General features: G+C 71.0%; 23 protein-coding genes and 1 tRNA gene. 13 read left to right on the top strand and 11 right to left on the bottom strand.

Annotated features, from left to right (window positions below; all coding sequences use genetic code 11):
* Window positions 1-104 precede the first annotated feature (104 nt).
* Complete coding sequence (glpR, locus tag ACGFYN_RS27250; RefSeq protein ID WP_393868501.1) at window positions 105-1,283, top strand: gephyrin-like molybdotransferase receptor GlpR; 1,179 nt, start codon at window positions 105-107, stop codon at window positions 1,281-1,283.
* Window positions 1,284-1,375: 92 nt separating this feature from the next.
* Window positions 1,376-1,449: transfer RNA gene (locus ACGFYN_RS27255), tRNA-Ala, on the top strand.
* 122 nt (window positions 1,450-1,571) lie between these two features.
* On the opposite strand, the gene ACGFYN_RS27260 is transcribed toward ACGFYN_RS27255, so the two are convergent.
* Window positions 1,572-2,063 (bottom strand): GNAT family N-acetyltransferase, encoded by a 492-nt coding sequence (locus tag ACGFYN_RS27260; protein WP_393868502.1) that lies wholly within the window; start codon window positions 2,061-2,063, stop codon window positions 1,572-1,574.
* A gap of 47 nt (window positions 2,064-2,110) precedes the next feature.
* Between ACGFYN_RS27260 and ACGFYN_RS27265 the strand changes: the two genes are divergently transcribed.
* Window positions 2,111-2,935: an exodeoxyribonuclease III gene (locus ACGFYN_RS27265; RefSeq protein WP_393868503.1), complete on the top strand. Its 825-nt coding sequence runs from the start codon at window positions 2,111-2,113 to the stop codon at window positions 2,933-2,935.
* Here ACGFYN_RS27265 and ACGFYN_RS27270 read toward each other — a convergent pair.
* Window positions 2,932-3,597: a MerR family transcriptional regulator gene (locus ACGFYN_RS27270; RefSeq protein ID WP_393868504.1), complete on the bottom strand. Its 666-nt coding sequence runs from the start codon at window positions 3,595-3,597 to the stop codon at window positions 2,932-2,934. The two genes, ACGFYN_RS27265 and ACGFYN_RS27270, sit on opposite strands and share 4 nt — an antisense overlap.
* Window positions 3,598-3,722: 125 nt before the next feature.
* Here ACGFYN_RS27270 and ACGFYN_RS27275 point away from each other — a divergent pair, with 125 nt between their 5' ends.
* The 4 genes from ACGFYN_RS27275 (at window position 3,723) to ACGFYN_RS27290 (ending at window position 7,480) form a co-directional block, all read left to right on the top strand.
* Entirely contained in the window at window positions 3,723-5,315 is a 1,593-nt protein-coding gene (locus ACGFYN_RS27275; protein WP_393868505.1) for a flavin-containing monooxygenase, read from the top strand.
* Between the two features lie 50 nt (window positions 5,316-5,365).
* Window positions 5,366-6,265, top strand: coding sequence for an alpha/beta fold hydrolase (locus ACGFYN_RS27280; RefSeq protein WP_393868506.1), 900 nt, complete (start codon window positions 5,366-5,368; stop codon window positions 6,263-6,265).
* A complete protein-coding gene (locus tag ACGFYN_RS27285; RefSeq protein ID WP_393868507.1) occupies window positions 6,262-7,146 on the top strand; it encodes an SDR family oxidoreductase in 885 nt (294 codons plus the stop codon). The genes ACGFYN_RS27280 and ACGFYN_RS27285 overlap by 4 nt, the downstream gene beginning before the upstream one ends.
* Window positions 7,147-7,234: 88 nt before the next feature.
* Entirely contained in the window at window positions 7,235-7,480 is a 246-nt protein-coding gene (locus ACGFYN_RS27290) for a hypothetical protein (RefSeq protein WP_393868508.1), read from the top strand.
* Window positions 7,481-7,565: 85 nt separating this feature from the next.
* On the opposite strand, the gene ACGFYN_RS27295 is transcribed toward ACGFYN_RS27290, so the two are convergent.
* Window positions 7,566-10,874 (bottom strand): S41 family peptidase, encoded by a 3,309-nt coding sequence (locus ACGFYN_RS27295; protein ID WP_393868509.1) that lies wholly within the window; start codon window positions 10,872-10,874, stop codon window positions 7,566-7,568.
* Between the two features lie 197 nt (window positions 10,875-11,071).
* On the opposite strand from ACGFYN_RS27295, the gene ACGFYN_RS27300 reads away from it, so the two are divergent.
* From ACGFYN_RS27300 to ACGFYN_RS27320, 5 genes are all read left to right on the top strand, one after another.
* Window positions 11,072-11,662: a TetR/AcrR family transcriptional regulator gene (locus ACGFYN_RS27300; RefSeq protein WP_393868510.1), complete on the top strand. Its 591-nt coding sequence runs from the start codon at window positions 11,072-11,074 to the stop codon at window positions 11,660-11,662.
* 139 nt (window positions 11,663-11,801) lie between these two features.
* Window positions 11,802-14,027 (top strand): MMPL family transporter, encoded by a 2,226-nt coding sequence (locus ACGFYN_RS27305; RefSeq protein WP_393868511.1) that lies wholly within the window; start codon window positions 11,802-11,804, stop codon window positions 14,025-14,027.
* A gap of 74 nt (window positions 14,028-14,101) precedes the next feature.
* On the top strand, window positions 14,102-14,611 hold the full coding sequence (locus ACGFYN_RS27310; RefSeq protein WP_393868512.1) for a YbaK/EbsC family protein: 510 nt from the start codon (window positions 14,102-14,104) through the stop codon (window positions 14,609-14,611).
* Window positions 14,608-15,453, top strand: a complete 846-nt coding sequence (locus ACGFYN_RS27315) for an EamA family transporter (RefSeq protein WP_393868513.1) — start codon at window positions 14,608-14,610, stop codon at window positions 15,451-15,453. Before ACGFYN_RS27310 ends, ACGFYN_RS27315 begins: the two co-directional genes overlap by 4 nt.
* Window positions 15,454-15,508: 55 nt before the next feature.
* Window positions 15,509-15,784: a DUF1876 domain-containing protein gene (locus ACGFYN_RS27320; RefSeq protein ID WP_393868514.1), complete on the top strand. Its 276-nt coding sequence runs from the start codon at window positions 15,509-15,511 to the stop codon at window positions 15,782-15,784.
* Window positions 15,785-15,805: 21 nt separating this feature from the next.
* On the opposite strand, the gene ACGFYN_RS27325 is transcribed toward ACGFYN_RS27320, so the two are convergent.
* The 4 genes from ACGFYN_RS27325 to ACGFYN_RS27340 all read right to left on the bottom strand — a co-directional run bounded on the left by ACGFYN_RS27325 (window position 15,806) and on the right by ACGFYN_RS27340 (window position 19,631).
* The gene (locus ACGFYN_RS27325) at window positions 15,806-16,987 is read right to left on the bottom strand and encodes a serine hydrolase domain-containing protein (protein WP_393868515.1); all 1,182 of its coding nucleotides are present in this window, start codon (window positions 16,985-16,987) and stop codon (window positions 15,806-15,808) included.
* A gap of 85 nt (window positions 16,988-17,072) precedes the next feature.
* Complete coding sequence (locus ACGFYN_RS27330) at window positions 17,073-17,834, bottom strand: energy-coupling factor ABC transporter ATP-binding protein (protein ID WP_393868516.1); 762 nt, start codon at window positions 17,832-17,834, stop codon at window positions 17,073-17,075.
* Entirely contained in the window at window positions 17,822-18,583 is a 762-nt protein-coding gene (gene cbiQ / locus ACGFYN_RS27335; protein ID WP_393868517.1) for a cobalt ECF transporter T component CbiQ, read from the bottom strand. The genes ACGFYN_RS27330 and cbiQ overlap by 13 nt, the downstream gene beginning before the upstream one ends.
* A gap of 1 nt (window position 18,584) precedes the next feature.
* Window positions 18,585-19,631: an energy-coupling factor ABC transporter permease gene (locus ACGFYN_RS27340; RefSeq protein ID WP_393868518.1), complete on the bottom strand. Its 1,047-nt coding sequence runs from the start codon at window positions 19,629-19,631 to the stop codon at window positions 18,585-18,587.
* Between the two features lie 178 nt (window positions 19,632-19,809).
* Here ACGFYN_RS27340 and ACGFYN_RS27345 point away from each other — a divergent pair, with 178 nt between their 5' ends.
* Window positions 19,810-20,157, top strand: coding sequence for an SsgA family sporulation/cell division regulator (locus ACGFYN_RS27345; protein ID WP_393868519.1), 348 nt, complete (start codon window positions 19,810-19,812; stop codon window positions 20,155-20,157).
* Here the strand turns inward: ACGFYN_RS27345 and ACGFYN_RS27350 are convergent, their stop codons facing one another.
* From ACGFYN_RS27350 to ACGFYN_RS27365, 4 genes are all read right to left on the bottom strand, one after another.
* Window positions 20,158-21,831, bottom strand: coding sequence for a penicillin-binding transpeptidase domain-containing protein (locus tag ACGFYN_RS27350; protein ID WP_393868520.1), 1,674 nt, complete (start codon window positions 21,829-21,831; stop codon window positions 20,158-20,160).
* A gap of 107 nt (window positions 21,832-21,938) precedes the next feature.
* Complete coding sequence (locus tag ACGFYN_RS27355; RefSeq protein ID WP_393868521.1) at window positions 21,939-23,567, bottom strand: penicillin-binding transpeptidase domain-containing protein; 1,629 nt, start codon at window positions 23,565-23,567, stop codon at window positions 21,939-21,941.
* Window positions 23,568-23,696: 129 nt separating this feature from the next.
* Window positions 23,697-24,011: a hypothetical protein gene (locus ACGFYN_RS27360; RefSeq protein ID WP_393868522.1), complete on the bottom strand. Its 315-nt coding sequence runs from the start codon at window positions 24,009-24,011 to the stop codon at window positions 23,697-23,699.
* Entirely contained in the window at window positions 24,008-24,514 is a 507-nt protein-coding gene (locus ACGFYN_RS27365) for a DUF6232 family protein (protein WP_393868523.1), read from the bottom strand. Before ACGFYN_RS27365 ends, ACGFYN_RS27360 begins: the two co-directional genes overlap by 4 nt.
* Window positions 24,515-24,562: the final 48 nt, after the last annotated feature.

Raw genomic sequence — 24,562 nt, forward strand, 5'->3', positions numbered from 1 at the left:
TGATCGCATCGGTCACAAAAAAAGTTCGAAATATCAGCCAGATCGTGCGACACACCGGCTCAATTGGCAGATGGCCTCACGCAAACCCCTCTACCGTGTGAGGCGTGAGCAGCAGCGGCCTCATCTACGCAGTCATTGTCGGGGCCTGGGCCGCCTACTTGGTGCCGATGTGGCTCCGTAGGCAGGACGAGCTGAACGAGGCCCGTCCGACGGAACGCTTCAGCACCGCCATCCGGCTGCTGTCCGGACGGGCGGGAATGGAGCGCCGGTACGCCAAGGACCTGCGGGCGCGCTCCACCGACGAGGGGGAGCCCAGCGCCGGAGCTCCGGGCGCGGTCACCGACTCGGTGGACGTCCGGGCCTTCGCCATGCCCCCGGCCCGCAAACAGGTGCGTGCCGAAGCACCCGCACCGAGCCCGGCCCCGGCCAAGCCCAAGGCCCAGGCACAATCCCCGGCCCAGGCGCGCAAGCGTGTGCCCCCCGCCCGCCGTACGGCCTCGGAAGAGGCGGCCGCGGCCCGCGCCCGGCGGACGAAGGCGCTCGCGCGCCGACGGCGCACCACCGTGATGCTCTTCGTCGCCTTCACGCTCGGCGCGGTCGTCGCCGCGGTCGGGGGTCTCGCCTTCCTCTGGGCGCCCGGCGTGCCCGCCGTGCTGCTCAGCGCGTACATCGCCTACCTGCGCTCGCAGGAACGGCGGCGCTTCGCCTACCAGATGGACCGGCGCCGCGCCGAGGTCGCGGCCCAGCGGCTCCACGAGCGCGCCCGGCAGCCGCGCCGCCGCCCGGCCGGCACCGAGGCCGACTCGGACGAACCCGAGGACGGTCCGGAGCACGAGGCCGACCCCGGACTGTCCGCGCTCGCCGCCGACCGGCGGGCCCTGGTCGAGCAGACCGACCACGCCGAGTGGGTGGACCAGCAGCGTGAGCGGCAGCGGCGGCCCGGGCACGGCGACAGCTGGGACCCGGTGCCGGTGCCCCTGCCGACGTATGTGACCGCGCCGGTCGCGCCGCGGGCCACCTCGGACGTGGACCTCGGGGCACCGGACGCGTGGAGCTCGGCGCGGTCGGGCCCCGTCACCCGGGACGAGGAGGCGCAGGCCGACGCCGGCGCCGAGCGGCAGGCCGCCGCGGAGCCGGCCGCCGCCGCGGAGGAGAGGGCGGACGACGACGGGCGCAGTGACGCCCGCCGGGCGGCTTCCGCGCGGCGGGCACGCGAGCGGGGCCGTACGCCGCTGTTCGACCAGTACGAGGACGGCGAGCGGCCGAAGGCGGCCAACGAGTAGACCACCGGCCCGACCTGTGCCGCAGCCGCCGAGCGGCCGGGAACGGATTTTCAAGCACCCGGATCGGGATGCTAGAGTTTCACTCGTTGCAAGGGCCTGTGGCGCAGTCCGGTAGCGCACCTCGTTCGCATCGAGGGGGCCAGGGGTTCGAATCCCCTCAGGTCCACCGCAACAACTGTTCAGGGAAATCTGGGGCAGTTGATGAGATCCCGTCCGATCGGAAGATCGGGCGGGATCTTTGTTTTGCTGATCCTCTGTCAGAGGGCGGCCGGCTGGTGCCGGCACACCTCAGACGCCGGCCGGATTCAGCGGCTTGGCGAAGCAGCGGCTCTCCTCGTGGAAGCGGTAGTAGCCGAACTTCCCGCAGGGCTCGTAGCCGCTGGAGGTGTACAGGGCGATGGCCTCGGGCTGCTTGGTGCCCGTCTCCAGGACCATGCGGACGCGGCCGGCCGCGCGGGCGTCGTCCTCCAGGGCGGTCAGGATGCGCCGGGCGAGGCCGCGGCCGCGCGCCGACCCGACGACGAACATCCGCTTGAGTTCGGCGTCGCCGTCGACGTTGCCCTCGCCGTTGGCGTCCTGGGCGCGCCAGCCGCCGGTGGCGACGGGGCTGTCGTTCTCGTCGTACGCGATGAAGTACACGCCGTTCGGCGGGTCGAAGTCCGCCGGGTCCAGGGCGGTGGCGTCTCCGCCGTCGCCGTAGCGGACGTGGTACTCGGCCTGCACCTCGTCGTTCAGCTTCACGGCGTCGGGGTGGTCGAAGGCGACGCGACGTACATTCATTCTGTTTACCGTACACCTATGCATTCTCGAAATCTGGACTCCGTCCAGTGTGCCGGTATCGTTCCCGCGTGCTCACTGTGACCTCCGTCAACGTCAATGGCCTGCGCGCCGCCGCGAAGAAGGGCTTCGTGGAGTGGCTCGCCGGCACCTCCGCCGATGTGCTCTGCCTGCAGGAGGTGCGCGCCGAGCCGCAGCAGCTGCCCGAGCACGTGCGCACGCCCGACGGCTGGCACGTGGTGCACGCGCCGGCCGCCGCCAAGGGCCGCGCCGGCGTCTCCCTCTACACCCGCCGCGAGCCCGATCGCATCCAGGTCGGCTTCGCCTCCGCGGAGTTCGACACCAGCGGCCGCTACGTCGAGGTCGACCTGCCGGGCGTGACGGTCGCCTCCCTCTACCTCCCCTCCGGAGAGGTCGGCACCGAGCGCCAGGACGAGAAGGTCCGCTTCATGGACGAGTTCCTCGCCCACCTGAAGATCCTGCGCGAGCGCTCCGCCGCCGACGGCCGCGAGGTCGTCGTCTGCGGCGACTGGAACATCGCCCACCACCCGGCCGACCTCAAGAACTGGCGTGGCAACACCAAGAACTCCGGCTTCCTGCCGGAGGAGCGGGAGTGGCTGGGCCAGGTCTTCGACGTGGCTGACGGGGGGTACGTCGACGTCGTACGGGCCCTGCATCCCGAGGTCGAGGGGCCGTACACGTGGTGGTCGTACCGGGGGCGGGCCTTTGACCGCGACACGGGATGGCGCATCGACTACCAGGTCACGACGCCGGGCCTCGCCGCCAAGGCGGTCAAGGCCTACGTCGAGCGGGCGGCCACGCACGAGGAGCGGTGGTCGGACCACGCGCCGGTGACCGTGGTGTACGACCTCTAGCTCTGGCCCGCGTCCGTCTTCTCGGCCCGCTTCTGCAGCTGCCGGTCCAGCGCCAGTGACATCTCCGCCTCCACCACGCTCCGGGCCAGCGGGCGCAGGCGCTGGAGGTCCTTCTCGGCGGCGTGGCGCAGGACCAGGTCGGCGAACATCTCGGCCAGTTCGTCGACGTGCTCGCGTACGCGTGCGCCGGCCGCCAGGACCTCTGCCAGGGGGATGCCCTCGCGGACCAGGGCCGAGGAGACGTCCAGGAGGCGGCGGCTGATGTGGACGATCTCCTCGCCGTCGGTGCCGAGGTAGCCGAGGTCCAGGGCGGCGGCGAGGTTCTCCGGGGTGACCTCGCCCTCGAAGCGGGCGGCGAGTTCCTCCGGGGTGAGGTGGACCGGTTCCTCCTCGGTCGGGGTGATGCCCACGAGGTCGGCGACGTCCCGGCCGTGGTCGAGGGCCTCCGACAGCTCCGCGATGCCGGTGAGGGTGTGGCCGCGTTCCAGCAGGGCCGCGATCGTGCGCAGGCGGGCCAGGTGGTGGTCGTCGTACCAGGCGATACGGCCCTCGCGGCGGGGCGGCGGGATCAGCTTGCGTTCGCGGTAGAAGCGCAGGGTGCGCACTGTGATGCCGGCTTCCCTGGCCAGTTCCTCCATGCGGTACTCACGCTTCTCGGTCACGACCGCACCCTATGTTGTACCGCCGGTAACTTTCCCGGCTCACCCCCTACCCATGAGTACGCCACTGTTCTACTCTCCCCATTGCGCCAGTGTTCACTGGCAGAGTCGCGCAGGAAGGCATCGGCATGGCCGAACACGAGCATGTGCGGGTGGCGGTGATCGGGTCCGGGTTCGGAGGGCTGGGGGCCGCGGTGCGGCTGCGGCGCGAGGGGATCACCGACTTCGTCGTGCTGGAGCGGGCCGGCGGTGTCGGCGGCACCTGGCGTGACAACAGCTATCCGGGGTGCGCCTGCGACGTGCCCTCCCATCTCTACTCGTTCTCCTTCGCGCCCAACCCCGACTGGCCGCGCACCTTCTCCGGGCAGGAGCACATACGCGCCTACCTGGAGCACGTCACGGACGTCTTCCACCTGCGCCCGCACATCCGCTTCGACTCCGAAGTGAAGCTGATGACCTGGGACGCCGAGCAGTTGCGATGGGACATCGAGACCAGCAGCGGGCGGCTGTCCGCGGACGTCGTGGTCTCCGCCACCGGCCCGCTGTCCGACCCGAAGATCCCCGAGATCCCGGGCCTGGACTCCTTCCCCGGCAAGGTATTCCACTCCGCCCGCTGGGACCACGACTACGACCTGCGCGGCAAGCGTGTGGCGATGGTGGGGACGGGCGCGTCGGCGATCCAGATCGTGCCGGCCATCCAGCCGAAGGTCGACAGCCTCACCCTCTTCCAGCGCACCGCGCCCTGGGTCATGCCCCGCGTCGACCGCGCCATCAGCGGCGCCGAGCGGGCCCTGCACCGGGCGCTGCCCTTCACCACGCAGGCCCGGCGCGGACTGCTGTGGGGCATCAGGGAGTTGCAGGTCCAGGCGTTCACCAAGCGTCCCAACGAGCTCGGTCTGGTCGAGAAGCTGGCGAAGCAGAACATGGCCCGGGCCATCAAGGACCCGGCCCTGCGCGCCAAGCTCACCCCTGACTACCGCATCGGCTGCAAGCGCATCCTGCTGAGCAGCACCTACTACCCGGCGCTCGCCGAGCCCAACGTCGACGTGGTGGCCAGCGGGCTGAGCGAGATCCGCGGGTCGACCGTGGTCGCCGCCGACGGCACCGAGACCGAGGTCGACGCGATCATCTTCGGTACGGGCTTCCATGTCACCGACATGCCGATCGCCGAGCGGGTGGTGGGCGCGGACGGCAGGACGCTCGCCGAGTCCTGGAAGGGCGGGATGGAGGCCCTGCGCGGCGCCTCCGCGGCCGGCTTCCCCAACTGGATGACGATCATCGGGCCCAACACCGGGCTCGGGAACTCGTCGATGATCCTGATGATCGAGTCCCAGCTCAGCTACATGGCGGACTACCTACGGCAGTTGGACGTCCTCGGCGGCCGTGCGGCCCTGGACGCCCGCCCGGGTGCGGTCTCCGCGTGGAACCACCGGGTGCAGGAGCGGATGAAGCGCACCGTGTGGAACACGGGCGGCTGCACCAGCTGGTACCTCGACGCGAGCGGCCGCAACACCACCATCTGGCCCGGTACGACGACCGAGTTCAGGCGGGCCACGCGGCAGGTGGACCTCTCGGAGTACGAACTCCTGCGCGCGCCCGCCCGGCCTGCCGGGGACGGGCCCGCCGAGGACGCCCCCGCGAAGAGGGCCGATGCCAACAAGGCCGATGCCAAGAAGGCGGCGGCCGAGAACGCCGAGAAGTCCGCGGAGGTGGACGCGTGAGCCCTCTGATGCGCCCTCACTCTCGGCTTCGCTCGAGCGGGGGGACCCCCATGGCCTCCGGCCCGTACGCCCCGCCCGCCCCCGCCCGTGAGCTGACGGTCGAGTCCGCCGACGGCGCCCAGCTGCACGTCGAGGTGCACGGGCCGCAGGGCGCACCCGCCGTCCTCCTCGCCCACGGCTGGACCTGCTCGACCGCCTTCTGGGCGGCGCAGATCCGCGAACTCGCCACGGACCACCGCGTGATCGCCTACGACCAGCGCGGTCACGGACGCAGCCCGGCGAGCCGGATCTGCAGCACCGACGCACTCGCGGACGACCTCGAAGCCGTGCTGAAGGCCACCCTGGCGCCGGGCGAGCGGGTCGTGATCGCCGGCCACTCGATGGGCGGCATGACGGTGATGGCGGCGGCCGAGCGGGCCGTCTTCCGGGAGCACACGGCGGCCGTCCTGCTGTGCAGCACCGGATCGTCGCGGCTGGTCGCGGAGTCGACGGTCGTACCGATCAAGGCGGGCCGGCTGCGCACCTGGCTGACCAAGCACATCCTCGGCGCGCGGGCGCCGCTCGGGCCGGTCACGCCCGTCGCGCGCCGCATCCTCAAGTACGGGACGATGGGGCCGGGTTCGGCGCCGCACATGGTGGAGGCGTGCGCGCGTATCGTGCACGCGTGCCCGACCAAGGTGCGGCACGCCTGGTCGCAGGTGCTGGATCTGCTCGATCTGGACCACGGGGTACGGCAGTTGAGGGTGCCGACGGCTGTCGTCGTCGGGACCGCCGACCGGCTCACCCCACCCGTGCAGGCGCGGGCCCTGGTGGCCGCGCTGCCGAACTGCGTGGACAGCACCGAGCTGCCGGGGCTCGGCCATATGACGCCCGTCGAGGCGCCGGAGCTGGTGACCGCCCGGATCCGTGAGCTCGTGGTGACGTACGCAACGATCAAGGAGGGCGCATGAGCAAGGTCAGCCTCGAGGGGCAGGTCGCCGTCGTCACCGGCGCGGCGCGCGGGGTGGGGGAGCTGCTCGCCCGCAAGCTGTCGGCGCGCGGCGCCAAGGTGGCGCTGGTCGGACTGGAGCCGGACGCCCTCAAGCAGGTCTCCGAACGGCTGCACGGCGAGAGCGATCACTGGCACGCCGACGTGACGGACCATGTGGCGATGGCCCGGGTGGCGCAGGAGGTCAAGGACCGGTTCGGGAAGGTCGACATCGTCGTCGCCAACGCGGGTGTGGCGACGGGCGGTCCGTTCGTGGACTCCGATCCGGAGTCCTGGCGGCGGGTGATCGAGGTGAACCTCATCGGCTCGGCGGTAACTGCCCGTGCATTCCTGCCGGTTCTGATGGAGAGCCGCGGGTACCTGCTGCAGATCGCCTCGCTGGCGGCCATCACGCCGGCGCCCATGATGACGGCGTACTGCGCCTCCAAGTCCGGTGTGGAGGCGTACGCGCACAGCCTGCGGGCCGAGGTCGGCTACAAGGGCGTGCGGGTCGGGGTGGGCTATCTGTCCTGGACCGACACCGACATGGTGCGCGGAGCCGACCAGGAGGAGGTCATGCGGGAGCTGCGGCAGCGGCTGCCGTGGCCGTCGAACAAGACGTATCCGCTGGGCCCGGCCGTCGACCGGATCGTGGCCGGCATCGAGCGCCGCTCCAGCCATGTCTACGGGCAGTGGTGGCTGCGCGGCATGCAGAGCGTGCGCGGGTATCTGCCGGGGATCATCGGGACGGTGGGCCAGCGCGAGATGAAGCGCTTCGCGGACCGCCTGACGGGGATGCGGACGGGACTCGTCGGCGCAGGTGGGGAGGCGGACGAGGAGTCCCGCGCTACGCAGCGTAGTTGATCGAAATGCGCTCCGTGTCCGCCCGTGTGAATCTGGTCGAGGCCCGATCAAGGGCCTGACCCCCCACTCACCACAGGAGTGAACCCACATGGGTATGAAGGACCAGTTCCAGGACAAGGCGGAGCGGATGCAGGAGCAGGCCAAGCAGCGTGCCCAGCAGGGCCGCGAGCACGGCCGCGAGCCGGGCCGTGAGCCGGGCCGTGAGCCGGGCCGTGAGCCGGGCCGGCAGGACCAGCAGCGCGGTCAGCAGGGCCGTGAGCGCATGCGCGACGAGGCCCCGGAGCGCCACCAGCGCGAGGAGCAGGACCGCTTCGACCAGGACTACGACGTGTAGCTCGGCCTCGGCCGACGAGAATGGGGTGCCCTGTGTTTTCGGGGCGCCCCATTCCCCAGTTCTGTGCGCGGTTCCCCGCGCCCCTTCAAGAACCCGTCCGCGGCGGCAGCTTCGGGCGGGCGCGGTTCGGCACGTCGCTGTAGTCCGGGGGCGTGGCCGCAGGGCTGGACTCCAGCATGTCGACGGCGAGTTGGACCGCGTCGTCCATCTCCACGTGGCGGCCCTCCGCCCAGTCCAGCGGGGTGCGCAGGATCTCCACGTCCGGGGTGACGCCCTTGTTCTCCACGCCCCAGCCGTAGGCGTCGAACCAGGCCGCGTTCATCGGCACGGTGATCACCGTGCCGTCGCCCAGGGTGTGGCGGCCGGTCATGCCGACGACCCCGCCCCAGGTGCGCTGGCCGATCACCGGGCCCAGTTCGAGGAGTTTGAAGGCGGCGGTGATCATGTCACCGTCGGAGGACGTCGCCTCGTCGGCGAGGGCGACCACCGGGCCGCGCGGGGCGTTGGAGGCGTACGACACCGGCTGGGCGTTCCGCGTCAGGTCCCAGCCGAGGATCTTGCGGGTCAGCTTCTCGACCACCAGCTCGCTGATGTGGCCGCCCGCGTTGCCGCGCACGTCGACGATCAGGGCGGCCCGCGACATCTCCATCCGCAGGTCCCGGTTGAACTGGGCCCAGCCGGAGCCGCCCATGTCCGGGATGTGCAGATAGCCGCAGCGGCCGCCGCTCAACTCCCGTACGACCGCCCGGCGTTTGGCCACCCAGTCCTGGTAGCGCAGCGGGCGTTCGTCGACGAGCGGGACGACGGCCACGCGGCGTGCGCGGCCCGTGGCGTCCTCCGCGGGCCGGAACGTCAGCTCCACCGTGGTGCCGCCCGAGCCGGCCAGCAGCGGGTAGGGGCCCGCGACCGGGTCCACCGGGCGGCCGTCGACGTGGGTGAGCACGGCGCCCTCCCTGATGCCCGTGCCCGCCAGCGGTGAGCGCGCCTTGGAGTCCGACGAGTCGCCCGGCAGGATCCGCCTGACCACCCAGCCCCCGTCCCGGTGGACGAAGTTGGCGCCCAGCAGGCCCTGCCGGCGCTGGTAGTGCGGCGGCCCCTCGTTGCGGCGGGCGGCGGTGACGTAGGCGTGCGAGGTGCCCAGTTCGCCGAGCACCTCGCGCAGGAGGTCGCCGAAGTCGTCCGGGGAGGCGACCCGTTCGACCAGCGGACGGTACTGGTCGAGGATCGCGTCCCAGTCGACGCCGCCCATCCCCGGCTCCCAGAAGTAGGCGCGGATGAGGCGGCCCGCCTCCTCGTACGACTGGCGCCACTCGGCGGCCGGGTCGACCTCGTGCAGGATGCGGCGCAGGTCGATCCAGACCGTCGTGTCGCCGTCGCCGGACTCGGTGGAGGGGGTGGCCCGCAGGTCGTCGTCGTCTACCAGGACCAGCCGGCTGCCGTCGCCGCTGACGGCGAACCAGTCCAGGTGGTCGACGAGTTCGACCTTCTTCGCCTTGCTGATGCTGAAGTGCTCCAGGGTCGGCCGGCCGGTGGTGTCGTCCGGGTTGGCGAAGGTCTCGCCGAGCGCGCCCGAGATCGGCCAGCGCAGCCAGACCAGTCCGCCGCCCGCGACCGGATGCAGCGCCGAGTACTTGGAAGCGGTGACCGGGAAGGGGGTGACCCGGCTCTCCAGACCCTCGACCTCGACGGTCACCGCGCCGTCGCCGCCCTCTTCCTCCACCGGGTCCAGGCCCCCGGCGGCCGGGCGGCCCTCCGGGTTCAGGGCGAAGGGAGAGGGGGTGGCCGAGTTCAGCGGCACCAGGTAGGGGCGGCAGCCGAGCGGGAAGGAGAGGTCGCCGGTGTGGACGTCGTAGACGGGGTCGAAGCCGCGCCAGGACAGGAAGGCGAGATAGCGGCCGTCCCGGGTGAACACCGGGTTCTCGTCCTCGAAGCGGCCGTTGGTGACGTCGACGACCAGCCGCTCGCCGGCGCCGGAGATCCGGGCCATCTTGATCTGCCGGAGCGAGCGGCCGATCCCCGGGTGCGACCAGGTCAGCCATGCGCCGTCCGGCGAGAACGCGAGGTCGCGCACCGGGCCGTTGGCCGACCGGACCAGCTCGGTCACCTCGCCGTCCGCCTCACGCGCGGCCTCGGCGGCGTCCGGGTCCGCGTCCTCGGCGGCGGGTTCGTCGGCGGAGACGGTGATCAGCAGCAGCCGTCCGTCGTGGGAGGCGATCGCGAGGCGCTCGCCCTCCGGGTCGGAGACCAGCTCCAGGACCCGGCCCAGCTTGCCGGAGGCCAGCCGGCGCGGCTCGCGGTGCCCCGTCGCCCGCGGCAGATGGGCGATCTCGATCGCGTCCTCGCCCTCCGCGTCCGTCACGTACGCCACCTGGCCCGACGAGCCGAGCATCTCCGGCAGCCGGACCCGTACGCCCGGGGTGTCGGTGATGGTGCGGGCCGGGCCGTCGCGGTGGGTGAGCCAGTACAGGCTGCCGCGCACGACGACGGCGCTCGCCCGGCCGGTCTCGTCCACCGAGATGCCGTCCACGTGCTGGGCGGCGGGCACCTGGTACGTGCGCCGGCCCGCGCGCGGTCCGCTCAGGCGTACGTCCAGGCGGCGCGGTTCGCAGTCGGCCGCGAGGTCGTCCACGATCCACAGGTCGCCGGCGCACTGGTACACCACCCGGGTGCCGTCGCTGGAGGCATGGCGGGCGTAGAAGGCGTCGTGGTCGGTGTGCCGGCGCAGGTCGGAGCCGTCGTAGGCGCAGGAGTAGAGGTTTCCGACGCCCTCGTGGTCGGAGAGGAAGGCGATCCGGCCGCCGACGAACATCGGGGAGGACAGATGGCCCTCCAGGCCGGCCAGCAGCCGTTCGCCGTGCAGCCACAGGCGGCCCATGGCGCCGCCCCGGTAGCGCTTCCAGGAGGCCGGTTCATGGGGCGGGGTGCCGGTGAGCAGGAGCGTCCTGCGTTCCCCGTCGAGGTCGGCGACCTGGATGTCGGAGACCGGGCCCCAGGGCAGCTTGCGGCCGGGGGAGCCGTCGGGGGAGACCTTGTAGGCCCAGGTGAAGTAGGAGAAGGGCTCGCCGTGGGAGGCGACGGCGAGGATGGTGCCCCCGCGGTCCCCGCTGCCGGGGGTCCAGCCGCACACCTGCGTGTCCGGAGATCCCCAGTAGGTGAGCTGGCGGGCCGGTCCGCCCTCGACGGGCACGAGGTTGATCTCGGGGACCAGGCTCCACCAGCTCGTGTACGCGATGTGGCTCCCGTCCGGCGAGAAGCGGGGGTGACCGATCTTCGTACGGTCGACGGTGAGTCGCCAGGCGCGGCCCGGACCGTCGAGAGAGGACAGCCAGAGGTCGTCCTCGGCCACGAAGCACAACAGGTCACCGCTCAGGTGCGGCAGGCGCAGATAGCTCACCTCCCCATGCTTTTCCGCCGGATGGGGCCGGGCAACTCGTGCGACGGGTCTTGTGGGGACTTTCTTGCGGGGCCTTTCTTATGAGTCCTTCACATACGTGACCCACCACACGTACGAAACGGTTTCGTTTCGCTAGCTTTAGGGGTATCTTCAAGGCAGTACGAACAGGACGCACCCCGAGCCGGAAGGTGAGTGGCATGACTGAGGTCGCAACGGCGCGTCGCAGTCGGATCACGCCCGAGCGAGAGGCCGAGCTGTACGAGGCCGTGCTCGACCTGCTCAGGGAAGTCGGCTACGACGCCCTCACCATGGACGCCGTGGCCGCCCGCACCCGGTCCAGCAAGGCCACGCTCTACCGCCAGTGGGGCGGCAAGGCCGAGCTGGTCGCGAAGGCGGTGCGGCACAACAAGCCGGGCGGTTTCGCCGACATCGACACCGGCTCGCTCAAGGGCGACCTGCACGCTCTCACGCTGCGTTCCGACGACTGCCAGATGGAGCAGAACTCCGCGCTGATGCGGGGCCTGGCCATGGCGGTGCACGGCAATCCGGATCTCCTCAAGGCCTTCAGGGACCATCTGATCGAGCCGGAGATCGCGGAGTTCCACCGGGTGCTGCAGCGGGCGATCGACCGGGGCGAGGTGCGTGCCGACAACCCGGCGATCGACTTCGTGATGCACATGATGATCGGTGGTTTCGCCGCGCGCAGCCTCATCGACGAGCAGCCGCCCACGCAGGACTTCCTGCTTTCGTACATCGACGCCGTGGTGCTCCCCGCCCTCGGCGCCTGACAGGTCCCCCCACCTTTCACACCCTTTTTCGAGTACCTGACGTCACCGCTCAAGTCGTCGGGTCGGTCATCCCTGCCTCCCCGCCGGGCTGATCACCCCTGCCCTGATCGACCCCACGACCTGACCGGAGTACGCCCTCGTGGCCACGTTCCTCTACAAACTCGGCCGGTTCGCCTTCAGGCGACGGCACTTCGTCGCCCTGTTCTGGGTGGCGCTGCTGACGCTCGCGGGCGTCGGCGCCGCCAGCGCCCCCGCTGCGGGCTCCTCCTCCTTCTCCATTCCGGGCACGGAGGCCCAGAAGGCCTTCGACCTGCTGGAACAGCGCTTCCCCGGGATGAGCGCCGACGGCGCGACCGGACGCGTCGTCTTCAAGGCGCCCGTGGGCGAGAAGATGACCGACGCCGGCAACAAGGCCGCCGTCGAGAAGACGGTGAAGGAGCTGTCCGACGGCTCCGAGGTGGTCTCCGTCGCCGACCCCTACAAGGCGAACGCCGTCAGCAAGGACGGCACGATCGCCTATACGTCGGTGAAGTACAAGGTCTCCGGCATGGAGCTGAAGGACGCCTCACGCGACGCCCTCGAGCAGGCCGGGAAGGACGCGCGGTCCGCCGGGCTGACCGTCGAGATCGGCGGCGACGCGCTCCAGACGACACCCGAGACCGGCGCCACCGAGGTCATCGGCATCGCGATCGCCGCCGTCGTCCTCGTCATCACCTTCGGCTCGCTGATAGCGGCCGGGCTGCCGTTGCTGACGGCGCTCATCGGCGTGGGCATCGGCGTCTCGACGATCACGGCGCTGGCGAAGGCGCTGGACCTCGGCTCGACCACCTCCACCCTGGCCATGATGATCGGCCTCGCGGTCGGCATCGACTACGCCCTGTTCATCGTCTCCCGCTACCGCGCCGAGCTCGCCGAGGGCCGTGCGCGGGAGGAGGCGGCCGGCCGGGCCGTCGGCACGGCCGGCTCGGCGGTCGTCTTCGCGGGCCTGACGGTCCTGATCGCGCTGGTCGGACTGTCCGTCGTCAACATCCCGATGCTGACCAAGATGGGCGTCGCCGCCGCGGGTACGGTGGCGATCGCGGTGCTGATCGCGCTGACCATGATCCCGGCGCTGCTCGGGTACGCGGGCCGGAAGGTGAAGCCGGCCGGCGAGAAGAGCAAGCTGCTCGGCGGCCGGCGCGCGGCGAAGAAGGCGGCCGAGGGCAGGCCGAACATGGGCACGCGCTGGGCGAGCTTCGTGGTACGCCGTCCGGTCGCGGTTCTCCTGCTCGGCGTGATCGGTCTGGGCGCGGCGGCGGTCCCGGCGTCCTCGCTCGAACTGGGCCTGCCGGACGACGGTTCGCAGCCGACGTCCACGACGCAGCGCCGCGCCTACGACCTGCTGTCCGAGGGCTTCGGACCCGGCTTCAACGGCCCGTTGATGGTCGTGGTCGACGCGCGGGACAGCGACAGCCCCAAGGCCGCGGTCGACAAGGTCACCCACGACATCAAGGGCCTCAAGGACGTCGTGACGGTCACTCCGGCGACGTACAACAAGGCCGGCGACACCGCGACGATCACGGTGATCCCGAGCTCCAAGCCGTCGTCGGCGACGACCGAGGACCTGGTCCACTCCATCCGTGACGCGGGCACGGAGATCAAGGCCGGCACGGACGCGACGGTGCTGGTCACCGGCTCGACGGCGATGAACATCGACGTCTCGCAGAAGCTGAACGACGCGCTGATCCCGTACCTGGTGCTGGTGGTCGGCCTGGCCTTCCTCCTGCTGATCGTCGTCTTCCGCTCGATTCTGGTCCCGCTGAAGGCGGCCCTCGGCTTCCTGCTGTCCGTGATGGCGGCCCTGGGCGCGGTCGTGGCCGTCTTCCAGTGGGGCTGGCTGTCCGGCCTGCTGGGCGTGGAGGAGACCGGCCCGGTCATGTCGATGATGCCGATCTTCATGGTCGGCGTGGTCTTCGGCCTCGCGATGGACTACGAGGTCTTCCTGGTGACCCGGATGCGGGAGGCCTACGTCCACGGTGAGCGGCCGGGCCAGGCCGTCGTCACCGGCTTCAAGCACGGTGCGCGGGTGGTCACCGCCGCGGCGGTGATCATGATGGCGGTCTTCGCCGGCTTCATCGGCTCCAGCGAGTCCATGATCAAGATGATCGGCTTCGGCCTCGCGATCGCCGTCTTCTTCGACGCCTTCGTCGTCCGCATGGCCATCGTCCCGGCGGTCCTGGCCCTGCTCGGCAAGCGGGCCTGGTGGCTGCCGAAGTGGCTGGACCGCGCCCTGCCCAACGTGGACGTGGAGGGCGAGGGCCTGCGTACCCAGGGCTCGCCGAAGGATACGGATCCCGACGAGGACCGGGCGCTGGTGGGGGCCTGAGGCTCCCCGGGGTACGGGGCGGGCGGCCGTAACCCGGTCGCCTGTCCCGTACACCGACCGCTAGCGTGCGGTGCATGACGAGCGTCGATGCCTTTGACAGTTCCGGAGCCCACCCCCGTTTCGCCGCCGCTCTGCACGAGCTGGGGCTCGACGAGCTGCACGACCGGATCCGGCGCTTCCCGGACGCGACGCGCACGGCCGTGGAGGCCGCCGCCGCCGTCGGCTGCGAGCTGAGCGAGATCTGCAAGTCGCTGATCTTCGCCGCGGACGGGGTCCCCGTGCTGGTGCTGATGGACGGGGCCTCACGGGTGGACCTCGAGCGGGTGCGCGAGGAACTCGGAGCGCAGAAGGTGACGCGGGCCAAGGCGGAGGTCGTCCGGGAGACGACCGGGTACGCGATCGGCGGCGTACCGCCCTTCGGGCACCGTACGAAGACACGGGTCCTCGCGGACCGTTCGCTGCTGGAGCACGACGTGGTGTGGGCCGCCGCCGGAAACCCGCACGCGGTGTTCCCCATGGAGCCCAAGGACCTGGTCGCCCACGCCGGTGCCGCCCTCGTGGACGTGCGTGAGCGCACCTCGTGACCCCGCTGGTCGCCACCGCCGTCCTGTTCGCGGCGGTCACGCACGCCAGCTGGAACGCGATCGCCCATCAGATCACCGACAAGCTGGTCGGGTTCACGCTGATCGCCGGCGGCGGCATGCTCATCGGGCTGGTGATGGTGCCGTTCGTGGCGTTCCCGGCGTCCGGCGCCTGGCCGTATCTAGGCGCCTCCGCCCTCATCCACGTCGCGTACTACGTCCTGCTCATGAGGTCCTTCCGGCTCGGTGACTTCGGGCAGGCGTACCCGATCGCGCGCGGCACCGCGCCGCTCGTGGTCACGCTTCTCGCCGCCCTGTTCGCCCACGAGGTGCCGGACGGCTGGGCGGCCGCGGGGATCGCCTTCTCCTGCGCCGGGCTGACCGGCGTGGCCCTGTGGGGACTGCGCGGACGCCGGCCGAACTGGGCGGCGGTCGGCGCGGCCCTCGCCACCGGCCTGACCATCGCCGGCTACACGGTGGTGGACGGCCTGGGCGTACGCGCCTCCGGCTCCTCCCTCGGCTACATCGCCTGGCTGATGGCGGTGGAGGGGATCGCGCTCCCGGCCTACGCCCTGTACCGGTGGCGAGGCCAATTCACCGTGCTGCTCCGGCCGTTCGCGGGCCTCGGCCTGCTCGGCGCCGCCCTGTCCGTGCTCGCGTACGGACTCGTCCTGTGGGCCCAGACCAGGGCCGAACTGGCACCGATCGCGGCCCTGCGCGAGTCCTCGATCATCGTCGGCGCGGCGATCGGCGCCGTCTTCTTCAAGGAGCGGTTCGGGGCGCCGAGGATCGCGGCGGCGGGGCTGCTGGTCGCCGGGATCGGGCTGATGCTGCACGCCGGGTAGGCGCCGCGGCCCGCCGAGGAGCACCCTGGTAACAGGACTTCCGGAGGTGATCGTCATGATGCACACCACAGTGGGATGGCATGTCGAGCTGGAATTCCAGGAGGACGAGACGCACACGCGGGCGGTCGCGATGGTGCGCCTGTCCGACGGGAGCGAGGTACGGGCCCACGGTCACGCGAGCCGGCACAACTCCGATTCCCATCAGCCGCGGGTGGGCGAGGAGATCGCGGGCGCACGGGCGCTCAACGAACTCGCCATGCAGCTGCTGACCAAGGCGCACGGGGAGATCGACTCGGCGTCGGGGCGGACCTCGCACTCGATCAACGTCTGAGCCGCGCCCGTACCGGCCGGCTCAGGCCGATATCGCGTCCCGCACCGCGCGCACCAGCGCCTGCGCCCGCGGGTCCGCCGTCACGCTCTTGCGGAAGCCGTTGGTGACATAGCCGAAGGCGATGCCCGAGGCGGGGTCGGCGAAGCCCAGGGCGCCGCCGCGGCCCGGGTGGCCGAAGGAGGCGGGGGAGAGCAAGGGGGACGCAGCCCCGTGCAGCATGTAGCCGAGGCCGAACCGGGTGGGCACGACGAGCACGCGGTCCGGTCCGGCGCTGCGTTCGCCGCGGGCCAGCTCGACCGTCTCCGGGGTGAACAGTCTTGTTCCGCCGTCGACTTCGCCGATCAGGGACGCGTAGAAACGGGCCAGGCCCGCCGCCGTGGCGATGCCGTTGGAGGCGGGCAGGGCGGCGGCGCGGTAGGCGGGGTCGTTCTCGTCGGGCATCGGGGTGATCGCGGCGAAGGCCCGGCAGGTGAGGGACGACGGGTCCGCGTAGGCCTCGGCGACCGCGCGCCTGGGGCGGGTCTTCAGGCCGTGCGGGTCCGCGGGCGGCTGGAGCTTGCCCACCCGGCCGGCTCGCGACGCCTCGGCCGCGGGCAGTCCCAGCCACAGGTCCGCGCCGGCCGGTCCGGCGATCTCGTCCGCGATCCACTCGCCGATCCCGCGGCCGGTGACCCGCCGCACCAGCTCGCCCGTCAGCCAGCTGTACGTCTGCGCGTGGTACCCGTGATCCGTGCCGGGCTCCCACGCCGGTGCCTGCGCCGCGACGGCCTCGGCGCCGAGTACGGGGTCGGCGGCCTCGGCGGGAGTCAGCGGACGGTCGAGCGCGGGGACGCCGGCGCGGTGCGCGAGGAGGTGCCACACCCGCGTCCGCTCCTTGCCCGCCGCCTTGAACTCCGGCCAGTACGCGCCGACCGGTGCGTCCAGGTCCAGCTCTCCGCGCTGCTGGAGCAGCAGGAGTACGGCGGCGGCGACGCCCTTGGTCGCCGAGCGCACGATCTGGGCGGTGCCGTGCTCCCACGGCTGCGTCCCGTCGGCGCCGGCGGTGTCGTCGATGTTCTTCGTGCCGGCCCACAGGTCGACGACCTTGTGCCCGTCGCGGTAGACGGCGACGGCAGCGCCCCGGTCGCCCAGCGTCTCGAAGTTGCGGGCGAACGCCTTCCGGACCGGCTCGAAGCCCTCGGCCACCGCACCGTTCACGTCCACGCGTACTTCCCTCCGGTTCACCTGCGACTGTGGGAGCAACGCCCGCACGAAGCCTGCGATTCCCCGGGCTCGTCAGTGCTGCCCGTCACGCGCCCATGGTCACGGAGCGCGGATCGAAGCCGAACGGCAGCTCCAGGCGGTGGGCGCGCATCAGATCCTCGTCGGAGAGGAGCTCGCCGGTCTTCCCGTCCGCCGCGATCACGCCCTCGCTCAGGATCAGGGCGCGGGAGCACAGCTCCAGGGCGTACGGCAGGTCGTGCGTGACCATGAGGACGGTGACGTCCAGCGAGCGCAGGATGTCGGCCAGTTCGCGGCGGGAGGCCGGGTCGAGGTTGGAGGAGGGCTCGTCCAGGACGAGGATCTCCGGCTCCATGGCGAGCACGGTCGCCACCGCCACCCGGCGCCGCTGTCCGAAGGAGAGGTGGTGCGGGGGCCGGTCCTTGAACTCGGCCATGCCGACCTGCGCGAGCGCCCGGTCGACCCGCTCCTCCAGTTCGGGGCCCTTCAGCCCGGCCGCCGCGGGACCGAACGCCACGTCCTCGCGGACCGTCGGCATGAACAGCTGGTCGTCCGGGTCCTGGAAGACGATGCCGACCCGGCGCCGGATCTGAGCCATGTGCCGCTTGCCGACGGGCAGTCCGGCGACCCGCACCGTGCCCGCGCCGCCCGTGAGGATGCCGTTGAGGTGCAGCACCAGGGTCGTCTTGCCGGCGCCGTTCGGGCCGAGCAGCGCGACGCGTTCACCGCGCTCCACGCAGAAGTCCACGCCGAACAAAGCCTGATGACCGTCGGGGTAGGCGAAGGCGAGGCCGGAGACCTCGAGCGAAGGAGTACTCACAGGGTCCATCCCAGCAGGCAGACGACGAGGGCGGCGAAGGGGAGGGCGAGTGCGTACGACCACTGCGCCCGGGACGCGGTCACCTCGTCGATCACCGGCATCGAACCGGCGTATCCACGGCTGACCATGGCGAGGTGCACACGCTCTCCGCGCTCGTAGGAGCGGATGAACAGGGCGCCGGCCGACTTCGCGAGCACGCCCCAGTGGCGCACGCCGCGTGCCTCGAACCCGCGCGACTCCCGCGCGATCCGCATCCGCCGTATCTCGTCGGTGATGACGTCGCCGTAGCGGATCATGAAGGACGCGATCTGCACCAGCAGCGGCGGGAGCTTCAGCCGCTGGAGTCCCAGCAGGAGTTCGCGCAGTTCCGTGGTGGCGGCCAGCAGCACCGACGCGGCGACGCCCAGGGTGCCCTTGGCCAGTACGTTCCACGCGCCCCACAGGCCGTTCACGCTCAGGGACAGGCCGAGGACGTCGACGTGCTCGCCCTCGGCGACGAACGGCATCAGGACGGCGAACGCGACGAACGGCACCTCGATCAGCAGCCGCTTGAGCAGGAAGCCGGCGGGCACCCGCGCGAGGTGTGCGACGGTGCCCAGCAGCACGGCGTACAGCGCGAACGCCCACATCGCCTCGCGCGGTGTCGACACCACGACCACCACGAAGGCGAAGGCCGCGGCCAGCTTGGTGTGCGGCGGCAGGGCGTGCACGGGCGAGTGCCCGTGCCGGTAGAGCCGGTGCGCGTGTCCGGCGCCCACGTCAGACGTTCTCCACGGCCGTGGGCGACACGTCCGTGCTCCGGCGCCTGCGCACCGCCCAGAACACTCCGCTGCCCGCGACGACGGTCACGCCGACGCCGATCACGCCCGCCAGCCCCCCGGACAGGCGGGCGTTCTCGACGTCCTTGACCCCGTAGTCGGCGAGCGGGGAGTCCGAGGACGCGTGCTTGCCCGCCGTCTTGTCGATGCCCTTGTCGCGGGCGACCTTCTCCAGGCCGTCGGGGTTGGCGGAGGCGTAGAAGCTGACGAAGCCCGCGAGGACCAGGGAGGTCACCAGTCCGGTGATCCACAGCCTGCGGCGGGAGGTGCGGGCCGCGACGGGTGCCGCCGCGGCGGGCGCGTCGACCAGCTCGCCGTTCACCCGCAGCTTGAGCCGCTGCTGCAGCCCGCGCGCGCCGTACACCAGGTCGGGGCGTACGGCGACGACGGCGCCCACGGTGAGGGCCGTGATGGCCGCCTCGCCGATACCGATCAGGACGTGCACGCCGATCATCGCGGTGGCGACCTTGCCGATGGCGATGTCGGTGGTGCCGCCGATCGCGTAGATGAACGTGAAGGTCACGGCGGCGGCCGGCACGGAGAGCAGCGCGGCGGCGAAGGACGCCACGGTCACCGAGCGGCGGGTGCGGGGAAGCACCTTCACCAGGCCGCGGAAGACGGCGTATCCGACCACCGTGGTGACGATCGCCATGTCCGTGATGTTCACGCCGAGCGCGGTCAGGCCGCCGTCCGCGAAGAGGATGCCCTGCATCAGCAGGACCACCGAGACGCACAGCACGCCCGTGTACGGACCGACGAGGATCGCCGCGAGCGCACCACCGAGCAGATGGCCGCTGGTCCCCGCCGCGACGGGGAAGTTCAGCATCTGCACGGCGAAGATGAACGCCGCCACGAGCCCGGCCAACGGCGCCGTCCGCTCGTCGAGTTCACGGCGCGCGCCGCGCAGGCTCACGGCGATCGCGCCGGCGGCGGCGACCCCGGTCACGGCGGAGATGGGAGCGTTGATGAATCCGTCAGGCACATGCACCGTTCGATGATAGATGCTTATTGCGAACCAATTGCAAGAGCGAGGAGCTCGTGCATCGTGCGCGGGCGCCTGTGAGATACGCCGCCGCCGGGAAGCGTGATCGGGAAAATATGGGACATTAGGAAAGGGTGGACGGACAGCTTCCACACAGGTCACGCAGCGTGAGAGGGCCGTCACGATGTCTGTAGTCGAACAGTACGCACGAGCCCACATCGTCACGGACGCGGTCATACCCGACGACGAGACCATCCCCGTCGTCCTGCGCTACGACCCTGATGCCGACCCGCGCTCGGTACGGGTCGGCCTCCCCGGGACGCCTGAGTGGACCTTCTCCCGCTCGCTCCTCGAGCAGGGCCTGCGCGCCCCGGTCGGAGCCGGGGACGTCCGCGTCTGGCCGTGCGGGCGGGTGCAGGCGGTGGTCGAACTCCACTCGGCGCAGGGCGTGTCGGTGGTGCAGTTCGAGAGCAAGGCGCTGCTGCGGTTCCTGCGCCGCACCTACATGGCCACGGCGCCGGTCACCCGCTGATCAGCCGCCCATCTTCAGCAGTGCCGCCACGATCGGGCCCGCCGTGTCGCCGCCGTGGCCGCCCGCCTGGACGACGCCCGACGCGGCGAGGTCGCCGCAGTAGGCGGTGAACCAGCCGTTGGGCTTCTTCTGGCCGTCGACCTCGGCCGAACCCGTCTTGGCTCCGCAGCCCGAGCCCAGACCCGACATCGCCTTGGCGGCCGTGCCGTAGCGGGCCGTGTAGGACATGACGTCCTTCAGCTCGGCCTGCGTCTTCGACGACATCGTGCGCGATGCCTTCGCCAGCGTGCGGTTGTCCACCGACGGGGCGACCAGGTACGGCTGGTGGAAGCCGCCGGAGGACACCGTCGACGACACCGACGCCATGTTCAGCGGGTTCATGCGCACCCCGCCCTGGCCGATCAGCGAGGCGCCCATCTGCGCGCCGCTCATCACCGGGACCGAGCCGTCGAAGGACGGGACGCCGATGGCCCAGTTGTTGAGCCCGAGGCCGTAGACCTGCTGGGCCTCCTTGGTGAGGTCGCTGTCGGACAGCTTCGGCGCGAAGTTGATGAAGGCGTTGTTGCAGGAGGCCCCGAAGGCCAGCTTGAACGTGCCCTCCTTGATCTCCGAGTCGTCGTCGTTGTGGAACGTCCAGCCCGCGAGCTTGTACGTCTTGGGGCAGGGGTGCGAGTCGTCCGGGTGGACGAGGTCCTTCTCGAAGAGCATCGTCGACGTCACGACCTTCATCGTGGAGCCGGGCGCCAGCGACCCCTGGAAGGCGACGTTGAAGCTGTGGCTGTTGTTCGCCACGGCCAGGATCTCGCCCGTCGAGGGACGCATGACGACGACCGACGACTTCGGCTTCTGGGCGACCTGCTGCTCGGCCGCCGCCTCGAGCGTCGGGCTGAGCGTCGTCCTGACCTTGCCCGGCGTGCCCTCGCTCAGCGTCAGCAGTGTCTTGTCGGAGAGCTTGGCCTTGTCGGACTCCTTGCCGCGCACGACGCGCAGCTCGACGCCCGCCTTGCCGCCGGCGATCTTGCCGTACTTCTCGCGCAGTCCGTCCAGCACCGGGCCCAGCGAGGCGTACTTGGCCGTCGTCAGCTCGCCGCCGTCACGGTCGTAGGCCTTGACCGGCGGGGTGCCGGACTCGCCGGTGACCAGGGTGTCCCCGTCCTTGAGGTCGGGGTGGACGACGGCGGAGTGCCAGTCGACCTGCGGCTTGCCGGTCGCCTTGTCCCGCACGACCGTCAGCGAACTCTGGTACGCCAGCGGCTTGTCGGTGCCCTTGTAGGAGACCGTGCCCTTGACGGAGAAGGGGACCTTGTCGCCGGTTCGGGTACCGGCGGTGAGCGTGACGTCCTTGATGTGCGCGCTCGTGAGGTAGCCGGTGAGGAGGCCGGTGGCCGCCGCCGGGTCGCTGGTGACGGCGGCGGCCCGGCTCACCTTGCCCGTCTGCCAGGCCGTGAGGAACGTCGTGGACGCCGACCGGACCTCCTGGGCCGACAGCGGCCCGGTCTTGACCTTGGGCTTGTCGTCGGCGGACGAGGACGTCGTCGACCCGTCGTCGGCCGCCGAGCCGCCGGTCAGCGCGTAGGCGCCCGCGCCCACGCCGACGACGACCACGGCGATCACTGCGCCGATCACGGCGGGCTTGGTCTTCCGTCGCTCTTCGACGCGCCTTCTGTTACCCACTGCTTCCGATCCTCCGCAAGATCCCCAGGGTCCTCTCAGGGCCCTGGCTCAGCCCCCATCCATCCAACGACGGCAACAGCCTAGAGTCCCGTCCTCAACGGGTGACTTCAGCCGCCACTCCGTAGCACAGCTGCGACAATCGGACCCGCCGCGTCGACGCCGTGACCGCCGTCCTGGGTCATGGCCGCGGCCGCGACGTCGTCGCGGTAACCCGTGAACCAGCTGTTGGACTTCGACTGCCCGTCGACCTCGGCCGAGCCGGTCTTCGCGCCGATGCTGCCGCCGAGGCCCGCCATCACGCCGGCCGCGGTGCCGCTGGTGGCGGTGCGGTTCATCATCGCGCGCAGCTGGGCCACCGTTCCCGCGGACAGGCCCTGGGCGGTGGCGATCTCACGGTCGTCGAGCTTCGGGGAGACGATGACCGGCTGGTGGAAGCGGCCCGTCATCGCGGTCGCCGTGACCGACGCCATGTTCAGCGGGCTCATCTGGACCTGGCCCTGGCCGATCATGTTGGCCGCCGTGTCCGGGCCTCCGGAGGCCGGGACCGAGCCGTCGAAGGACGGGATGCCGGTCTTCCAGTTGTCCTGGCCCAGTCCGAAGCGGTTCTCGGCCTCCTTGGTGAGGGAGTCCACCTTGACCTCGTCCGCGTACTTCACGAAGGCCGTGTTGCACGAGCGGGAGAAGCTGTCGGCGAGGGTGGCCTTCTCGTTCGGGGCCATGCCCGTGAGGTTGTGGAAGGTCTGGCTCCGCCACACCGCCTCGTTCGGGCAGGGGGCCGGGCCGTTCATGCTGGTGATGCCGTTGTCGATGAGCGTGGCCGCGCTGAGGATCTTCATCGTGGAGCCCGGGGCCAGCTTGCCCAGGAAGGCCGCGTTGAAGCCGTCGTCACGGTGGTTGGCGACCGCGAGCACCTCGCCGGTGCTCGGCTTGACCGCCACCACGGAGGACTCGGTGTACTTCTTCACCGCCTGCTCGGCCGCCGCCTGCGCGTTCGCGCTGAGCGTGGTGCGCAGCTTGCCCGGCCTGCCCTTGGCCAGCGTCACCAGCGTGGTGTCGGCCGAGCCCTCGGCGTCGTGCCGGATGGCGAGTTCGACGCCGGGGGTGCCGCCCGCGTCGTCGCCGTACTTGGTGCGCAGTTCGTCCAGGATCGGGCCGAGCGAGGGGTACTTGTCCTTGGTCAGGACGGCGCCGTTGCGGTCCACCGCCTCGATCTCGGGGTTCGCCGACTCGCCCGTGACCAGGGTGTCGCCCTTCTGCAGCTGCGGGTGGACGACGGACGGCTGCCAGTCGACCAGGGCCCGGCCCGTGGTCTGCCCGCGCACCACCGTGAGCTCGCTCTTGTACGTCAGGGGCTTCGACTTGCCGTCGTACGACACCGTTGCCTTGACCGTGAAAGGTACGGTCGCGCCCTGCGAGGTGCCCGGCGTGATCCTGACGCCGGTGATGTGCGCGTCCTCGCCGTAGGCGGTCAGCAGCGGCTGGGCCGCCGCGTCGTTGTTGGTGTACGTCGCTGCCTCGGCGGCCTGCCCCTTCTCCCAGGCCGCGAAGAACTTCTTGGACGTCTCCTTGATCTCGTCGCCGCTCGGCGGCCCGGTCTTCACGGACCTCCCGCTCGCGCCCGGCCCCCCGGTGTCGCTGTTCAGTGCGGACACGATGTTGTAGGCGCCGTAACCGGCTCCACCCACCATCACGGCGAAAACGCTGCCGATGACGGCGGTTTTTACCCCCTTGCCCATGAAAGGGCCCCCTCCCCGTTCCCCAGTGGTGTGCGGGATTCTTTCTGAACATGTTCAAGAAGAATCCCGCACCGGCACATTACGCGCTGGGGGTGGCGAATGGGGCGGGTGTTCCCCGATTGTTAGCGCTTACCTGAGTCCGGCCGCCTCCATCAGCCGGTTCGCCGCGCCGACGACGGGGACGCCCACATCGCCGACCAGGGCGGCGACCCCGGCGATGGAGGCGAGGGCCCGCCGCAGCCGGCCCGGGTCCTGGTCGCCGCCCGCGCGGAGCGCCTCCACGGAGCTGTCGATGACCGCGCACTCGCTCGCGGAGACCCGTTCCCGCAACTGCAGTGCCGCGCCGACCAGTTGCTCCAGTGCGGCCTGCGGTGAGATGGCGCCCTCGCTCTTGACGATGCCGATGTTGTGGTCCCCCCACTGCATCACCGAGTCGCCGCTCATGTGCTCACCTTGCCGATGTTGTGGTCGCCGAACTGGTAGATGCCGTCGCCGGTGATGTTGTAGGTCGGCATCTGGTAGTGGAACTGGACCTCCGGGTTGTCCATCGCCTCCATGAGCTGGTGGAAGAGCTGATCCATCAGCTTCTTGTCGTCGCTGGTCAGCGCGGTCTGCGGTGTCCCGGACGTGGTGATCTGCAGGACGTACAGCGTTGGCGCGTTCAGCACCTTCTGCAGCTCCAGCCACCCGCGGACCGCGAGGCCGGCCGCGACGAGGACGATCACCGTGCCGACCAGCCCCGACGCCCCCATCAGCCCGAGACCGAAGAGCAGCACCACCGCCTGGACGATCACGCCCTTGACGAACCTCGACCGGGCCGCGGCGCGATTGGGCACCAGTTCCCGCATCGAGGTGCGTGCGATGTTGCGCAGCGGATAGGTGTCCGACCCGATCCACAGCGCGCCTTTGCTGACATGCACGTCGGTGATGTCGCGTGAATACGACATGCGTCACTCCCCCTGTTTCTCCGAAAGAGGAGTAGACGGTATTGAGGG

Source organism: Streptomyces sp. NPDC048419 (assembly GCF_043200415.1).
Taxonomy (GTDB): domain Bacteria; phylum Actinomycetota; class Actinomycetes; order Streptomycetales; family Streptomycetaceae; genus Streptomyces.

Coding starts and splice junctions, on each gene's coding strand:
- ACGFYN_RS27260 (WP_393868502.1), bottom strand. CDS start 2,063: ATGAATGTACGTCGCGTCGCCTTCGACCACCCCGACGCCGTGAAGCTG.
- ACGFYN_RS27275 (WP_393868505.1), top strand. CDS start 3,723: ATGGCCGAACACGAGCATGTGCGGGTGGCGGTGATCGGGTCCGGGTTC.
- ACGFYN_RS27280 (WP_393868506.1), top strand. CDS start 5,366: ATGGCCTCCGGCCCGTACGCCCCGCCCGCCCCCGCCCGTGAGCTGACG.
- ACGFYN_RS27285 (WP_393868507.1), top strand. CDS start 6,262: ATGAGCAAGGTCAGCCTCGAGGGGCAGGTCGCCGTCGTCACCGGCGCG.
- ACGFYN_RS27290 (WP_393868508.1), top strand. CDS start 7,235: ATGGGTATGAAGGACCAGTTCCAGGACAAGGCGGAGCGGATGCAGGAG.
- ACGFYN_RS27300 (WP_393868510.1), top strand. CDS start 11,072: ATGACTGAGGTCGCAACGGCGCGTCGCAGTCGGATCACGCCCGAGCGA.
- ACGFYN_RS27310 (WP_393868512.1), top strand. CDS start 14,102: ATGACGAGCGTCGATGCCTTTGACAGTTCCGGAGCCCACCCCCGTTTC.
- ACGFYN_RS27320 (WP_393868514.1), top strand. CDS start 15,509: ATGATGCACACCACAGTGGGATGGCATGTCGAGCTGGAATTCCAGGAG.
- ACGFYN_RS27330 (WP_393868516.1), bottom strand. CDS start 17,834: ATGGACCCTGTGAGTACTCCTTCGCTCGAGGTCTCCGGCCTCGCCTTC.
- ACGFYN_RS27345 (WP_393868519.1), top strand. CDS start 19,810: ATGTCTGTAGTCGAACAGTACGCACGAGCCCACATCGTCACGGACGCG.
- ACGFYN_RS27355 (WP_393868521.1), bottom strand. CDS start 23,567: ATGGGCAAGGGGGTAAAAACCGCCGTCATCGGCAGCGTTTTCGCCGTG.
- ACGFYN_RS27360 (WP_393868522.1), bottom strand. CDS start 24,011: ATGAGCGGCGACTCGGTGATGCAGTGGGGGGACCACAACATCGGCATC.
- ACGFYN_RS27365 (WP_393868523.1), bottom strand. CDS start 24,514: ATGTCGTATTCACGCGACATCACCGACGTGCATGTCAGCAAAGGCGCG.